The organism is Rahnella selenatireducens, from assembly GCF_046449555.1.
GTDB classification, from domain to species: domain Bacteria; phylum Pseudomonadota; class Gammaproteobacteria; order Enterobacterales; family Enterobacteriaceae; genus Rahnella; species Rahnella selenatireducens.
Genome location: NZ_JBKEZJ010000028.1, coordinates 14490 through 30816 on the forward strand (window position 1 = coordinate 14490; position 16327 = coordinate 30816).

The 16327-nt window shown below is 55.9% G+C and carries 13 protein-coding genes; 10 read left to right on the forward strand and 3 right to left on the reverse strand.

Annotated elements, in window-relative coordinates; translation table 11 throughout:
* Positions 1 to 89: 89 nt before the first annotated feature.
* Both ACLBVC_RS23855 and ACLBVC_RS23860 read right to left on the reverse strand, forming a co-directional pair.
* Positions 90 to 695: a TetR/AcrR family transcriptional regulator gene (locus ACLBVC_RS23855; RefSeq protein ID WP_410151691.1), complete on the reverse strand. Its 606-nt coding sequence runs from the start codon at positions 693 to 695 to the stop codon at positions 90 to 92.
* Between the two features lie 38 nt (positions 696 to 733).
* Complete coding sequence (locus ACLBVC_RS23860) at positions 734 to 1858, reverse strand: HlyD family secretion protein (RefSeq protein ID WP_410151692.1); 1125 nt, start codon at positions 1856 to 1858, stop codon at positions 734 to 736.
* Positions 1859 to 1939: 81 nt separating this feature from the next.
* On the opposite strand from ACLBVC_RS23860, the gene ACLBVC_RS23865 reads away from it, so the two are divergent.
* From ACLBVC_RS23865 to ACLBVC_RS23890, 6 genes are all read left to right on the forward strand, one after another.
* Positions 1940 to 3493, forward strand: coding sequence for a DHA2 family efflux MFS transporter permease subunit (locus ACLBVC_RS23865; RefSeq protein WP_410151693.1), 1554 nt, complete (start codon positions 1940 to 1942; stop codon positions 3491 to 3493).
* A gap of 265 nt (positions 3494 to 3758) precedes the next feature.
* Positions 3759 to 4679, forward strand: coding sequence for a L,D-transpeptidase family protein (locus tag ACLBVC_RS23870; protein WP_410151703.1), 921 nt, complete (start codon positions 3759 to 3761; stop codon positions 4677 to 4679).
* Positions 4680 to 5215: 536 nt separating this feature from the next.
* Complete coding sequence (gene phoA, locus ACLBVC_RS23875; RefSeq protein WP_410151694.1) at positions 5216 to 6640, forward strand: alkaline phosphatase; 1425 nt, start codon at positions 5216 to 5218, stop codon at positions 6638 to 6640.
* 362 nt (positions 6641 to 7002) lie between these two features.
* Positions 7003 to 8421: a cytochrome ubiquinol oxidase subunit I gene (locus tag ACLBVC_RS23880; protein ID WP_410151695.1), complete on the forward strand. Its 1419-nt coding sequence runs from the start codon at positions 7003 to 7005 to the stop codon at positions 8419 to 8421.
* A gap of 1 nt (position 8422) precedes the next feature.
* Positions 8423 to 9430, forward strand: coding sequence for a cytochrome d ubiquinol oxidase subunit II (gene cydB, locus ACLBVC_RS23885; protein ID WP_410151696.1), 1008 nt, complete (start codon positions 8423 to 8425; stop codon positions 9428 to 9430).
* Positions 9431 to 9466: 36 nt separating this feature from the next.
* Positions 9467 to 9613, forward strand: coding sequence for a DUF2474 domain-containing protein (locus ACLBVC_RS23890; protein ID WP_152326361.1), 147 nt, complete (start codon positions 9467 to 9469; stop codon positions 9611 to 9613).
* Positions 9614 to 9708: 95 nt separating this feature from the next.
* Here ACLBVC_RS23890 and ACLBVC_RS23895 read toward each other — a convergent pair whose 3' ends face one another.
* Positions 9709 to 10620 (reverse strand): cation diffusion facilitator family transporter, encoded by a 912-nt coding sequence (locus tag ACLBVC_RS23895; RefSeq protein WP_410151697.1) that lies wholly within the window; start codon positions 10618 to 10620, stop codon positions 9709 to 9711.
* A gap of 264 nt (positions 10621 to 10884) precedes the next feature.
* On the opposite strand from ACLBVC_RS23895, the gene ACLBVC_RS23900 reads away from it, so the two are divergent.
* The 4 genes from ACLBVC_RS23900 to ACLBVC_RS23915 all read left to right on the forward strand — a co-directional run.
* A complete protein-coding gene (locus ACLBVC_RS23900) occupies positions 10885 to 12075 on the forward strand; it encodes an HlyD family secretion protein (protein ID WP_410151698.1) in 1191 nt (396 codons plus the stop codon).
* Complete coding sequence (locus ACLBVC_RS23905; RefSeq protein ID WP_410151699.1) at positions 12072 to 13640, forward strand: DHA2 family efflux MFS transporter permease subunit; 1569 nt, start codon at positions 12072 to 12074, stop codon at positions 13638 to 13640. The genes ACLBVC_RS23900 and ACLBVC_RS23905 overlap by 4 nt, the downstream gene beginning before the upstream one ends.
* Entirely contained in the window at positions 13624 to 15384 is a 1761-nt protein-coding gene (locus ACLBVC_RS23910; RefSeq protein WP_410151700.1) for an efflux transporter outer membrane subunit, read from the forward strand. Before ACLBVC_RS23905 ends, ACLBVC_RS23910 begins: the two co-directional genes overlap by 17 nt.
* Before the next feature lie 407 nt (positions 15385 to 15791).
* A partial coding sequence (locus ACLBVC_RS23915; RefSeq protein WP_410151701.1) for a contractile injection system protein, VgrG/Pvc8 family occupies positions 15792 to 16327 on the forward strand: 536 nt, incomplete at its 3' end.

A 16327-nucleotide genomic window follows, 5' to 3' on the forward strand; every position in this document is an offset into this window, starting at 1 on the left:
TTGACAAGGAGATTGCCATTAATACCCCACCCCAACCCTCCCCTTCGCAGGGGAGGGAGAAACCCTGAATTTTCAGGGCTTTTTCTTTTCTATTGCGCTGGTATGTTCTGGGCAGGTAAATGCAGCCGTGCTTTCAGATTTTCCTTTGCACTGTGCAGCAAAGCGTCCGAGGCCTGCCGGTCAGGTTCGCATCGCGCCAGCGATAAACTGCCCATCAGCTCCGAACTGACTGACACCGCCGTCGCCTGCGGATCTTCCACACCCATTTCTGTCAGCTGGCGGATAATCATGCTGCGAATTCTTTCAATCCCGCGCGCAAATTCAGCCTGACAAGGCACGGTCATGCGCGGTGCTTCAGAAGCCAGCGCCGACACCGGACAACCCTGCGAACGGTTATCGCGATGCCACGGCGACAGATAAAAATCGATGTATCCCGCCAATTGCTGCGACGCGCTCAACCCCTGATTATCTTTGTCCCAGCGCTGCATCACCTGATTAAACATCTGCTGAATGGCGGCTTCGATCAGGGCGTCTTTCGAGGCAAAATGCGCATAAAATCCGCCATGCGTCAGCCCGGCTTTGCTCATCACGCCCGCCACACTGACCTGCAACGGCCCTTTGGCGCGGATGGCTTTCCCCGCTTCCTTCACAATCCGCTCGCGGATTTTCGACTTATGTTCACTTTCGTAGCGCATAGTAAGACCCTGATAATCGAATAGATTGCCGCCTCAGTTTACCTGACCGGTTCCGTAAGCGAAACGCGCGCATCGACAGATAACCCCGGCCTCAGCGCGCTGGCTTCCGGCTGACCGGGATCAAGACGAATACGCACCGGCACGCGCTGGACAATCTTAGTGAAATTGCCGGTGCCGGGTTCAAACGGCAGCAACGCAAACGTTGAGCCGGAACCGGGCGCGAGGCTGTCCACCTCCCCGCGGAACGTCACGCCGGGCAACGCATCTACCTGCACATCAGCTTTCTGGCCGGGCTGCATTCTGCCGGTCTGCGTTTCTTTAAAATTGGCGGTGACGTAAATCCCTTCATCAGGCACCAGCGCCATCAGCCGCTGCCCGGGCGTCACGTAATCGCCGACCTGTACCTGACGGTTTCCGACCACGCCATCCACCGCCGCAAAAATTGTCGTGTGGTTGAGATCCTGCTGCGCCAGATCTTCTGCCGACTGCGCTTTTACCACCGCCGCATTCGCCAGCGCCAGCGCCGCTTCAATTTCAGCCCGCTGCGCGTGCGTCACCGCCGCCTGATTTTGTGCAACATTCAGCATGGCAGCCGCATGTGCCGAGGTCTGTTCCGCCGTCACCGCCACGGTTTTATAGCGATCCGCATCATTCCGGGACGTGGCGCCGCTAACCGCCAGCGACTGATAGCGTTGCTGCTCGGCCTCGGCGTGCTGTTGTTCGGCTTTCGAGGATCGGATGGCGGTTCGCGCCGCATCGATTTGCGTCAGCGCCAGCTGTTCCTGCGCCTGCTGGCTGAGCAACGCCGCCTGCTGCTGTGCGACCTGAGCGCGGGCATCGTCGAGATCACCCCGAGCGGCGGCCAGACGTGCCGTAAATTCCTCGCTGTCGATAATCACCAGTTTATCGCCCGCATGAACCCGCTGGTTATGCCGCACCAGCACTTGCGACACAAAGCCTTTTACTTTTGGCGCAACGGTGGTGGCGTCGGCCGTCAGATACGCATCGTCGGTAGACTCAGAAGATGGTGCCGCCAGCAACCAGGCGGCACCGCCGAGTGCCACGGCCAGCGCGACCACACTGACTACCCAGATCCGTTTTGATCGCTTATTCACTTTTGACTGCGGGGCCGCAAGCCCGCCATCTGCTGTTGCTTCGCTCATTTTTTCTCGCACCTCATTGCATGATGGTTATCATATTAATATGATGATCATCATGTAAACAAGTCCCAGGATCTCACAAAAATGTCAGCCACCCTGAATCACCCCGCCGCGATCTCGCCAGCGGATTACCCGACATCACGCAAGTATCTGATTTTCAGCATTATGGCGTTCGGCATGTTTCTGGCGCTGATCGACATCCAGATCGTCGCCGCCTCGCTCAATGATGTTCAGGCAGGGCTTTCCGCCGGGCCAGACGAAATCAGCTGGGTGCAAACCTCCTACCTGATTGCCGAACTGGTGATGATCCCGTTCTCGGCATTTCTGGCGCAGGCGCTCTCGACCCGCTGGCTGTTCAGCGCGTCCGCCGCCCTGTTTACCCTCAGCAGTATCGGCTGCGGATTGTCCTGGAATATCGAGTCGATGATCGTCTTTCGCGCATTGCAGGGCTTTACCGGCGGCGCGATGGTGCCGACGGTTTTCGCGACCGGCTTCGCGATGTTTCAGGGTAAACAGCAGGCGATTATTCCGGCGATCCTCGGGATGGTCAGCGTGCTGGCACCGACGCTTGGGCCGACCGTGGGCGGTGTGGTAACACAGGTTCTCGACTGGCGCTGGATCTTCTTTATCAACATATTACCCGGCGTGCTGGTGGCGACCGGCGCGGTAATGTTTATCCACGTCGATAAAGCGGATTTTTCGATGCTCAAACGTATCGACTGGGTGCATTTATTTTCGATGGCCGTGGCACTCGGCTGCCTGGAATATGTGCTCGAAGAAGGCCCGCGTAAAAACTGGTTCAGCGATCCGCAGATCCAGATTTCCGCCTGGTTTTCGCTGGTGGCCTTTGTTCTGTTTCTCGAGCGTTCCTTTTATTCCAAAAACCCGATTGTGCGCCTGACGCCCTTTCGCGATCCGACCTTTACCTTTGCTTGTTTATTCAATCTGGTCGTCGGTTTTGGTTTGTACGCCTCGACCTATCTGACGCCGGTTTTCCTCGGCCGTATCCGTGATTTCAACAGTCTGGAAATTGGCACGACGGTCTTTGTCGTCGGCGTCGGGCAGTTTTTCAGCACGATTATCGCCGCACGCCTGATCAATCGTGTCGATCGCCGGATATTAATCACCGTGGGATTATCCGGTTTCGCGCTGAGCTTATGGCTGACGACCGCCGTCACGCCTTACTGGGGGGCTGAACAGTTTTTCTGGCCGCAGGTAGTGCGCGGGTTATTCATCATGTTGTGCATCGTGCCGAGCGTAAATATGGCGCTGACCGCCTTTCAGGGGCCGGAACTGCGCTATGCGTCGGGCTTGTTTAACCTGATGCGAAATCTCGGCGGCGCTGTCGGTATTGCGACGGTGAATACCTGGTTGCAAGACTGGACGCGCGTTCACGCGGCACGTTTCGGCGAAAGCTTAGGACAATACGGCGACCACGCGCAGGACGTGATTGGATCGCTGGCGCAAAAGATCAGCCACCTGACGCCGGACGCGGCACACGCTTTGCTGATGGCCAAAGGGCTGTTCGGCGCAAAAGTGGCGGCGCAATCCCTGACGCTGGCTTTTAACGATATCTTCCAGGTCATGGCGTGGATGTTCATTGCCGCGCTGGTCATGGTGCCGTTTTGCCGTAAATGAGGGCGGAAATGTAAAGGAATTGTGCAGCCGTCCTCATAAAATGCGTATGCGGAAGGGAACTTTTCGAACAAGATGAGAAAGCTTTGGCCTGTTTGAAATAAATCCTTATAATTAGCGGCCCTGAAATGCGATTCGTTACAGTTACTGAGTCCCTTTCAAGAGCTATGTGCAAGTACACTATTCCTCCGGGCGGAAACTTCCGCATCGGGGGGAAATCAACATCCTGACAACAACTGCCAGTGTGGCATTAACGACCAACGAAAATATGAAAATGAGCATTCGCGCAATCCTTACCCTGGTTTTGGCAGTTGCTGCATATAGCCAGGCGTCATTTGCTGTGGTCTACCCTCTTCCGGCGAACAATGGTCGTCTGGTCGGTGAAAACATCACGGTTACCGTTCCACAGGGCAGCAGCCTGCCTCTGGAACATTTTGCAGCGCAATACCAGATGGGTTTGAGCAACATGCTTGAAGCCAACCCTGGCGTTGACCCGTTCCTGCCAACTCCGGGCACCGTGCTGACGATCCCTCAGCAGCTGATCCTGCCGGAAACGCCACACGAAGGCATCGTCATTAACAGTGCTGAAATGCGTCTGTATTACTACCCGAAAGGCACCAATACCGTCGTCGTTCTGCCAATCGGTATCGGCGAGCTGGGCAAAGACACCCCGATGAACTGGGTGACGACTGTTCAGCGTAAAAAAGCGGGCCCGACCTGGACCCCGACTGCAAAAATGCATCAGGAATATGCCGCCCGCGGTGAATTCCTGCCAGCCGTCTTCCCTGCCGGCCCGGATAACCCGATGGGTCTGTACGCGCTGTACGTTGGCCGTCTGTATGCGGTTCACGGCACCAACGCCAACTTCGGTATCGGCCTGCGTGTAAGCCACGGTTGTGTGCGTCTGCGTGACGCAGACATCAAATGGCTGTACGACAATGTGCCGCAAGACACCCGCGTTCAGTTCATCAACGAGCCGGTGAAAGCCACCGTTGAGCCGGACGGAAAACGTTATATTGAGATCCACAATCCGCTGTCTTCCAACCAGGAAGAGTTTGATTCCCAGCAGCCGATTCCGATCACGCTGACCGGCAGCGCAAACACCGTTGCATCGTCTCCAACTGTTAACCAGACTGTGGTTCAGCGCGCAATCGAGATGCGTGCAGGTATGCCGGTGCAGATCAACTAACATTGATTGGTTCTTGATTTAGAATGCCCCGAAACAGTTTCGGGGCTTTTTTTTGAGATTTTTTTAGGACTTGCCGTCCTAAGACCTGCGTGTAGGGGCTTGAGCGGGAAAGTTGCGGTTTTTCAATAACTGAGTTCACTTTACGCGCTGCGCCGAAACCGCCAAAGAGGAAGGAGAGCGCCTCCCTCCTCGATCTCCCATGCTTTTTCTCAACCCGCGCTACCGCTGGCTGGCACTGTTTCAGCTGCCGCAGCTATTGCCCAGAAAACTTGCCGCTGCGCGGTTCCCTTACTCGTTTTCGAGCGGCTGGTTTGCTCTTCCCCCTGCGAAGTGGACGGTCGGGAGGAGGTTTAGCAAGCAACAGAGTCGCTAAAAACAACACCCCATCCCGGCCTTCCCCTCGAGATCATCCGAGCTACTAGTCACCTGCCTAAACTGTCATTAAAACGTCATAACTCTGACTTAACCTGCCGGTAACAAAATACAACAATCTGTGTTTTTTTATTTCTGACGGTTTATCAAAAGGAGTTTTGACCATGCAACAACCTCTCTCTCTGCTTGCCCGAGCACTCTCTGCCGCCCTGCTGGTTTCCGCATCCGCCAGCGCTTTCGCCGCCCAGCCGGACGCCCTGACAGACCGCGCAGCAAAAGGCGTGCTGACTGAACCGGGCGGCGCACGTCGTCTGAGCGGTGATCAGACGGCTGCGCTGAAAGCTTCGCTTTCGGATAAAACGGTGAAGAACGTAATCCTGCTGATTGGCGACGGAATGGGAGATTCAGAAATCACCTCCGCACGAAATTATGCCGAAGGCGCAGGCGGTTATTTCAAAGGCATCGATGCCCTGCCGCTCACCGGTCAGTACACGCATTATTCTCTGGATAAAAAGACACACAAACCAAGTTATGTGACAGATTCCGCCGCATCAGCCACCGCCTGGACGACCGGCGTAAAAAGCTATAACGGCGCGATCGGCGTGGACGTAAGCGGTAAAGATCACCAGACCATTCTCGAGATCGCCAAAGCCGCAGGCAAAGCGACCGGCAACGTCTCGACGGCAGAATTGCAGGACGCTACGCCAGCCGCCCAAATTGCGCATGTCACGTCCCGTAAATGCTACGGTCCGGAAGAAACGGCCGAAAAATGCGCCAGCAACGCGCTGGAAAATGGCGGACGCGGTTCCATCACTGAACAGTTACTGCAGGCCCGTGCCGACGTCTCGCTGGGCGGCGGCAAAAAATCCTTCAGTCAGCTGGCGAAAGCCGGAGAATTCAGCGGTAAATCCCTTAAAGACCAGGCGCTGGCACAGGGTTACGTGTGGGTAGAAAACGCCGGCCAGCTCAGCGCCATCACCCAGGCCGACCAGAATAAACCGCTGCTGGGCTTATTCGCCGACGGCAATATGCCGGTACGCTGGCAGGGCCCGAAAGCCACCTATCACGGCAACATCGATAAACCGGCCGTCACCTGCGAAACCAATCCGCAGCGCACCGCAGAGATCCCGACGCTTGCCGCGATGACCGAAAAAGCGATCGACCTGTTGAAAACCAATCAGAACGGTTTCTTCCTGCAAGTGGAAGGCGCGTCGATTGATAAGCAAGATCACGCCGCCAATCCGTGCGGTCAGTTTGGTGAAACGGTAGATCTGGATGAAGCGGTGCAGAAAGCTCTCGAATTTGCCCGTCAGGATGGCAATACGCTGGTGATTGTGACCGCCGACCATGCGCATTCCAGCCAGATTATTGAAGCCGACGCCAAAGCACCCGGCCTCACGCAAACGCTGACCACTAAAGATGGCGCGCCGATGACCATCAGCTACGGGAATTCCGAGGATGACTCGCAGGGTCACACCGGGACTCAGTTGCGGATCGCCGCGTTCGGGCCACACGCCGCGAACGTCGTCGGGCTGACCGACCAGACGGATTTGTTCTATACCATGCGGGAAGCCATGAATATTAAGTAAGCAGGAGGCGGCTGGTTTCTCACTTGCAGTGAGACGCTGTCGGCAGACTGAGAAAGTTTCGGTTTCTCAGTCGCCGTGAGGGCTGGATCGAGAATATTTCGGTTTTTCAATCACAGCTATCGCTCAGCGGCTGGCGCCGAAACCGACCAGAGAGGGGCCGTCCTGACCCTGTCTGGGTCGGTTTCGGCGAAGCGAGTTAAGTGAACGCGGTTATTGAGAAACCGAAACTTTCTCGACCTCTTATTAAAACCACCTTCAGGTCGTAACTGTTATACCTAATTATCACAACACTGTTCCTGTTATACCCACTGCCCTTCATGGTTAAATCCCCTTTCATCATCTGCTTTAAAATAGGTCCTCTCATGTTGGGTTTAGATGCCTTCGAACTGGCTCGTATACAGTTCGCCTTCACCGTTTCTTTCCATATTATTTTTCCTGCTATCACCATCGGGCTGGCCAGTTTTCTGGCAGTGCTTGAAGGGATGTGGCTCAAAACCAAAAAAGAGGAATATCGCGACCTCTATCATTTCTGGTCAAAAATCTTTGCCGTGAATTTCGGCATGGGCGTGGTTTCCGGGCTGGTGATGGCGTATCAGTTCGGGACTAACTGGAGCTTTTTCTCGTCATTTGCAGGCAGTATCACCGGTCCGCTGCTGACTTACGAAGTACTGACCGCCTTTTTCCTCGAAGCGGGTTTTCTGGGCGTAATGCTGTTCGGCTGGAACCGAGTCGGCCCCGGTCTGCACTATTTCGCCACCTGTATGGTCGCACTCGGCACGCTGATGTCCACGTTCTGGATCCTCGCATCTAACAGCTGGATGCAGACGCCGCAGGGCTTTGAAATCGTCAACAATCAGGTGGTGCCGGTGGACTGGCTGAAAGTCATTTTCAACCCGTCGTTCCCCTACCGTTTGCTGCACATGACCACCGCCGCGTTCCTGTCGTCGGCATTTTTCGTCGGCGCGTCTGCCGCCTGGCATCTGCTTAAAGGGCGCAATACCCCGGCGATGCGCACCATGTTGTCGATGGCAATGTGGATGGCGCTGATCGTTTCTCCGGTTCAGGCGCTGATTGGCGATGCCCACGGACTGAACACGCTGAAATATCAGCCCGCGAAAATCGCCGCAATCGAAGGCCACTGGGAGAATAAAAACAGCGAACCGACGCCGCTGATTCTGTTCGGCTATCCGGATATGGAACGCGAGGAAACCCGTTATTCACTGGAAATCCCCTATCTCGGCAGCCTGATCCTCACGCACAGCCTGACGCAGCAAATTCCGGCGCTGAAATCATTCCCGAAAGAAGACCGGCCTAACTCGACCATCATTTTCTACAGTTTCCGCATTATGGCCGGGCTCGGCATGCTGATGATCGTGCTGGGATTGTGGAGCCTCTGGCTGCGCTGGCGCGGCAATCTCTACGAGAACAAAGCGTTTCTGCGGTTTACGTTGCTGATGGGGCCATCAGGTTTACTGGCCTTGCTGGCGGGATGGTTTACCACTGAAATTGGCCGCCAGCCGTGGGTGGTTTATGGCCTGCTGCGCACGAAAGACGCTGTTTCCAGCCACGGCGAGATGCAGATGAGCATCAGCCTGCTGCTGTTCGTGGTGATTTATTCCTCGGTGTTTGGCGTCGGTTATCTCTACATGATGAAGCTTATCCGCAAAGGGCCGCAGCCGCATGAGGGTCAGAATCAGGATCACGGCGGACCGGGGCAACATCGCACACCGGCGCGTCCGCTGTCGGCTGTTAAAGAACCGCTGAACGACGAAGGAGTCTGAAATGGGTATCGATCTTCCGCTGATTTGGTTTTTGATCATCGTCTTTGGCGTGATGATGTACGTGGTGATGGACGGCTTTGATCTGGGCATCGGCCTGCTTTTTCCGCTGGTGAGAGCAGAACATGAACGCGATGTGATGATGAACACCGTCGCGCCTGTCTGGGACGGCAACGAAACCTGGCTGGTGCTGGGCGGCGCGGCGCTGTTTGGCGCGTTTCCGCTGGCGTATTCCGTGGTGCTCGACGCGCTGACTATCCCGCTCACATTAATGCTGTTCGGCCTGATTTTCCGCGGCGTGGCCTTTGAGTTTCGCTTCAAGGCCAGTCCGGCAAAGCGTCATGTCTGGGACAAATCGTTTATCGCCGGTTCAGTGCTGGCAACGTTTTGTCAGGGCGTGGTGCTCGGCGCGGTCGTCGGCGGCATTCCGGTGGTTAACCGCGCCTATGCCGGTGGCGCGCTGGACTGGCTGACGCCGTTCAATCTGTTCTGCGGCTTCGGGTTGGTCGTGACCTACGCCCTGCTCGGCTGTACGTGGCTGATTATGAAAACCGAAGGCCGCCTGCAGGAAAGCATGCACCGCTGCGCAAAACCGCTGCTTTTCATCTTTCTGACCGTGCTGGTGATCATCAGCATCTGGACGCCGCTGACGCACGCCGCCATCGCCGCACGCTGGTTCAGTATGCCGAATCTGTTCTGGTTCCTGCCGGTTCCGGTGCTGGTGTTGCTGGTGGCGTTCTGGATGTTGCGCGCGGTAAACCGTCAGGCGCACCACTCCCCGTTCCTGCTGACCCTGGCGCTGATTTTCCTCGGGTACACCGGCCTTGGGATCAGCATCTGGCCGAACATTATTCCGCCGTCCGTTTCCATCTGGGAGGCGTCCGCCCCGCCGCAAAGTCAGGGATTCATGCTGGTCGGCGCGCTGTTTATTATTCCGATTATTCTGGTTTATACCTTCTGGAGTTATTACGTGTTCAGAGGGAAAGTGACGCCTGAACAGGGCTATCACTGAGATGCGGAGGAGTAAATGAAGAAGCTCATCAGGGAAATGGATGATGAAACCGTTATCCGTCAGCCTTTCTGGAAACGTGTCGGCTGGATGGCCACCATCTGGCTGGGCAGCGTGCTGGCACTGTTTGTTGTCGCCTCAGTATTTAAATTGCTGATGGCCGCAGCGGGAATGCGTACGCACTAATTTATTGATATTTATTAACACCAAACAAAAAAACCTCCGTCAAATTTGGCGGAGGTTTTTTATTATTTATAACGATAGCTTATAACGACAGCCAGTCAGCGCAGCAGGTTATCCAGACGATCGTCGTCGATGCCGTCCGGCTCAAGATGCGCCGTCACATCGGCAAACTTGAACAATTTGCCCACCGCCATTTCAGCCGCGTCGCCGATATCGTGCCCGATATCCACGCTCAGGTTGCCGTCAACTTCCACATGGAATTCCACAAAAACGCGGTCGCCGCCGTTACGGGTGCGGATATCATGCACGCCTTTCACGCCGGTCACGCTCAGCACGGCTTCTCTGACGCGTTTACGGTCATCGGCGCTCAGTTCACGGTCCAGCAACTGCGTCAGCGCATCCGCGGCCATGCCGCGGGCATTCCAGATCATATAGAAAGAAATCAGCAACGCGCCGATGGAATCAGAACGCGTCCAGCCAAAATAGCGTTCGAAAATCAGCGCCAGCAGCACGGCGATATTCACCGCGACGTCGGTGATGTAATGCGCACGGTCGGCGGCAATCGCCGTGGAACCGGTACGCTTCACCACGTAAGTTTGCATCAGCACCAGGCCGGTCGCCGCCACACAGCTGATGATAATGACCCAGATCCCCAGCCCGAGTTGCGCCAGCGGCGCCGGGTTAATAATGCGTCCGATGGATTCCCCGCCGAGCACCAGCCCCGCCGCGCCCAGCAACAACGCCTGGACAAAAGCGGCGACGGCTTCAGCTTTGCCGTGACCGTAGCGGTGGCCTTTGTCAGCAGGACGCAGGGCGTAACGCACGCCAATCAGCGTCACCATAGACGCAAGTACATCGACCAGACCGTCAGCTGCCGACGTCAGCAAAGCAATCGAGCCCGTCGCCACCCACGCCCAGACTTTGATGCACACCAGCACCAGCGCCACGCAGACAGAAACCAGAGAAGCGATACGCGTCAGCCCTTTATAGGAAGGGGCCGGGCGACTCATGAATGGCTCCGGACAAGCCGGTTTTTTTGAGAATTATTCACAGGAATTCCTGAAGCAGAGAATCAACTAATTTTGATAAATACAAATACCAGTCAGGCATTATAACCCATTTTCCGGTTTTTAAGACCTTCCCTATGGTTTGGATCTTCGTGCCCTGACTAAGGTTTATTGACCTAAATTTACTTGCATTTACATCAATACAATCTAGCTTAAAACAAGATTTCTTTGTTCCGGCGCACGGTCGCCGATAACCAGAAGAGCACTATGACAAACGATAACAATGCAAAACCTTCCGCGTCAGATGACGCACGCTCCGAACAGTCAGAACTCGACTCCAGCCAGGTTAAATCAGGAGAAGGACACACTCAGGACAAGAAAGCCTCCGGCAAAGACACCGCAGAACCCGACGAAAAACGTAAAGGCCCCGGCAAAAAACCGCTAATTATTCTCGGTATTGTCGTGGGCGTGATGGTGGTCGTGGCGCTGGTCTGGTGGCTGATGACCAAAGATCAGATCAGCACTGACGATGCTTTTACCGAAGGCGACGCTGTGACCATCGCGCCGAAAATCGCCGGTTATGTCACTAATCTGGCGGTGAAAGATAACCAGTTTGTACATAAAGGCGATCTGCTGGTCGAAATCGATCCGCGTGATGCCACCGCGCAGCGCGATGCCGCGCAGGCGCAGCTTGGGCTGGCGGTTGCACAGCTTCATCAGGCGCAGGTTCAGTATGATCTGGCGAAAGTGCAGTATCCGGCGCAACTGGCGCAGGCGAAAGCCCAGCAGACGCGTGCGGAAGCTAACTTACTTAACGCCACGGCAGATTTCCGTCGTCAGCGCGGTGTCGATCCGCGGGCGACCACACAACAAAATATCGACACGTCCAACGCGCAGGTGCGTTCCGCCGCCGCCGATCTGGAGAATGCCAAAGCGCAGGTGCAGGTCGCCGCGCAGGTTCAGCTTAATATTCGTCAGGCCGAAACCAACGTTGAAGCCCGTCAGCAACAGGTTGAACAGGCCAAAGCGCAGCTCGAAAATGCCACACTGAATCTCTCGTATGCGCAGGTTCGCGCACCGTTCGACGGCTACGTCACCAAGCGTAATGTGCAGCAAGGTACGCTGGTGCAGGCCGGTTCGTCTCTGTTCTCGGTGGTGTCGAAAGAGATCTGGATCGCCGCCAACTACAAAGAATCGCAGCTTGAGCGCATGCGTCCGGGCAACAAAGTCGAAATCACCGTCGATGCGTTCCCGGACATCAAACTTCACGGTCACGTCGACAGTATTCAGCAAGGTACCGGCTCGCGCTTCTCGGCCTTCCCGGCGGAAAATGCCACCGGTAACTATGTGAAAATTGTGCAGCGCGTGCCGGTCAAAATCGTCATCGACAGCGGGCTGGATGAAAATCATCATCTGCCGCTCGGCCTGTCTGTTGAACCGACGGTGACCGTCGAATGAATGATGATCGCAGCTACTGGAAACCCAAGGCCAACCCGTGGGCAGTTGCCGCCGTCGTAACCATTGCGGTGTTCATGGAAATCCTGGATACCACCATCGTTAACGTGGCGCTGCCGCACGTCGCCGGTTCGCTGTCCTCCAGTTATGACGAATCGACCTGGGTTTTAACGTCATATCTGGTGGCCAACGGCATTGTGTTGCCGATTTCCGCGTTTCTCAGCCGCGTGATGGGCCGCAAAACCTACTTTCTGATCTGTATCGCAATGTTTACCGTTTGCTCTTTCCTGTGCGGTATCGCCACTGAGCTGTGGCAGATGATTTTGTTCCGCGTGTTACAGGGGTTCTTCGGCGGCGGTTTACAGCCGATCCAGCAATCGGTGCTGCTGGATTATTTCAAGCCGGAAGACCGCGGCAAGGCGTTTGGCCTTTCATCGATTGCCATCATCGTGGCACCCGTCGTCGGGCCGACGCTCGGCGGTTACATCACCGATAATTTCAGCTGGCGCTGGGTGTTTCTCATCAACATTCCGGTAGGGATTATTGCCCTGCTGGCGATTTATCAGTTGCTGGAAGATCCGCCGTGGGAGCGTAAAGCCAAAGGCAAACTCAGTATTGACTACATCGGTATCGGGCTGATTGCGCTCGGACTGGGCTGTTTGCAGGTCATGATGGACCGCGGCGAGGACGACGACTGGTTTAAATCAGGCTTCATCGTCACCTTTGCGGTGCTGGCGGCAACCGGGATTGTCGGCGCGATTTACTGGCTGCTTTATGCCAAAAAACCGGTGGTCGACCTGCGCTGTATGAAGGATAAAAACTTCGCCGTCGCCGGTTTACTGATGGCCGGTATGGCGATGATTTTGTACGGCAGCTCGGTGGTCATTCCGCAGCTGGCGCAGCAGCAGTTAGGCTATACCGCTACGCTCTCCGGGCTGGTGATGTCGCCCGGCGCGGTGCTGATTGTGCTGTCGATCCCGCTGGTGCTGAAACTGATGCCGATTGTGCAGACGCGTTACATCATTGCGTTTGGCTTCTTCCTGCTCGCCGCGTCGTTTATCTATTCGGCCACGCTGACGCCGGATGTCGATTTCACAACGCTGGTGATGTACCGCAGCGCGCAGTCCATCGGGCTGGGCTTCCTGTTTGTGCCGCTGACGACCATCGCGTTCATCACTATTCCGCAGCGCATGAACGCCGACGCCGCCGCGCTGTTCACTATGTTCCGTAACGTCGCAGGCTCGATCGGGATTTCGCTGGCCACGGCCGGAGTGACCGAACGAACGCAGGCCCACAGCGCACACATGGCGCACAACATGTCGCCGCTGAATGAACAGTTTAATCAGGCCGTCAGCAAAAGTGCCGCCGCGATACGCGATTTCGCCCACGTCGTCGGCGACCCGATGCAGCTCGCCACCGTGAAGATGTATCAGGAAATGATCTCGCAATCGCGCATCCTGGCTTACATCGATGTGTTCGGCTATTGCGCCATCGTCGCTGTTATTTTGATCCCATTTTGTTTCCTGCTTTCGCCGGTTAAGAGCGAAGGTAATGCCGGAGCACATTAAGTTGAAAAAGATAAGCTCTACTCCGAGAATTCAGCCATCGGTGATGTCATTGAAACCCCACCCCAACCCTCCCCTTCGCAGGGGAGGGAGTAAAGCGGTGTCCTTCTCTTCTCTCCGCGATGCACCGTCCTTCTCCTCCCCCTGCGAAGGGGGAGGCCGGGAGGAGATTTTGCATACTGGCACCCGTTTTCTGACACTCTCGGCATTAACTCTGTTATTAGCCGCTTGCTCAGTGGGCCCCGATTACCAGAAACCGAACCCGGTCACGCCGGGCGCTTACAATGATATGACGAAGCCTAAAGACGCCGACGGCGCGTCGATAGCCCTGCCGTCGGAACCGAATCCCTTGTGGTGGAAAGCGTTTAACGACCCGCAACTCGACAGCCTGATCACCCGCGCGATTGCCGGGAATATCTCCCTGCAACAGGCGGTGCTGCGCATTGCCGGTGCCCGCGAACAGGTCAAACAGGCTGAAGGCGCCTGGTTGCCGTCGGTTCAGGGCAGCGCAAAAGCCACGCGTCAGCAGCTTGGCCTGAAAGGCATTCTGGATTCCAGCGGTGCCTCGCAACAGCTTAACGATCTTGGTCCGGAAGCCTCCAGCGCCATTGATACGGCGACTCGCCCGGTCAATCTGTATCAGGGAAGTTTCGATGCAAGCTGGGAGCTGGATTTATTTGGCGGCACGCGGCGTCAGGTGGAAGCGGCGAATGCGCAGACGCAGTCTTCCGTCGAACAACGTAACGATGCGCTGGTGTCGCTGGAAGCCGAAGTCGCCCGGGCGTATCTGCAACTGCGTGGCGCACAAAGCGTGACGACGGCGATTCAGACGCAAATCGACGTCGCCCAGCAAACGCTGGATCTCACGCAAAACCGCCAGAAAAACGGCCTTTCTCCGCAGCTGGACGTCGAAAACGCCCGCGCACAGTTAGGCTCATTGCGCGCCCAACTGCCGCAGTATCAGGCGCAGGAACGTCAGGCGATGAACGGGCTGGCGGTTCTGCTCGGCCAGACGCCAGGCTCGCTGGATGCCGAACTGACCGCACCAAAACCGATGCCTGCCCTGCCCGCCGCCGTCCCGGTTGGCGTGCCGTCGCAGCTGGCGCGTCGCCGCCCGGACGTGCGTAAAGCCGAAGCCGATCTTCACGCGGCGACAGCCAATATCGGCGTCTCCGTCGCGCAGATGTTCCCGAGTATCTCCCTCACCGGCCAGTTTGGGATGCGTAACACTGACGTGAGTTATCTCGACAACTGGAGCAGCCATTTCTACTCCTTCGGCCCGCAGGTCACGCTGCCGATCTTCCAGGGAGGACGTCTGGTATCCAGCGTACATCTTTCCCGTGCTCAACAGGCCAATGCCGCGCTGAACTACCGTCAGACGGTGCTGACTGCGCTGCAGGACGTCGATAATGCGCTGGTGAATTACCGCACGGATCAGGATCAGGTGAACGGATTAGAACAGACTACCGACGCGTTACAGACGGCGTTTGATCTCGCCAGCGACAGCTATCGTCAGGGGCTTTCAACGTTCATCAACGTACTCGACGCCCAGCGCCAGCTCGCGCAGGCACATCAGCAATCTGCCGAAGCCAAAGTGAAAACCAGCACCGATCTGGTGTCACTGTACAAAGCCCTCGGCGGCGGCTGGGAGCCGTACCAGAACGTTGATTTGCCGACCTACACCGTCTTTGGCCCGGCGGCAACACCGGACGTGAAGGTGCAAACAACGTCGGGCATAACGCCGTAATGATTAAATTCACTTTATTAAACGGCTGATTTCTTGTGGCCGCTGAGCCGTAATGCAGCGATAACGCTGGCGCGGAGATCTTCCCGCGCCAGCCTCAGAGGCGGAAACATTTGGGAAAAAAGCATTATTCAATGCAGTTACACATAAGATTTATCCCTCTAATTACTCAGCAAATTCTGGAAATTTTTAAGCCTCTTCTGACTCACATTCTGAAATGGTTAATTTCTGAAAAAGCTGCATTTCCGATCATCACCCCTTCTGTTTATCCGGTTTCTGAGTAGAATCATTTAACAATAAATTTGCCTTAAGTTTATTTTCTCACTTCCCCCGTCGCGGGCGGTGAACTGTTAACGGATGAATACACAGGGCGTCACCGCTGAACCGCCTGTGATAAAGGGATTTCAATAATGAGCATTCAGGAATACATTCTTGCCGGCAGTAAATTACCGATCCACAACCATTACCAGTTAAGGCTGACACGACTGGAATCCCGGCAGCCGGGCGTTGATATTTCGGTGCTCAAGTTCAGCGGCACCGAGGCCATCAGCGATATCCTGCGCTATGAAATCGAATTCACCAGCGCGGTAAAAGACATCCCTGCGCAGCACATCATCAACTACTCCGCGCTGTTCCTGATGTACCCCGACGGCAAGCCGTGGGAACCGGTGAAGCCGCGCATACTGCCCGGTATCATTACGGAGTTTCGCCAGTGCAGAACGTCCGCCGATGAGACCCGTTACGTCGCCACATTAGAACATCGCCTCACCCGCCTGGATCAGGGCACGAACAACGCGATTTACCAGAACGACAGCGTCATCAGCATGACCGAAAATACCTTCCTGCGGTACAACATGGACCGGCTGGACTTCCGGTTTGCGCTGCATGACCAGTACCCGCTGAAAAAATTCATGATGCAGTTCGGTGAAAGCGAATATGCGCACAT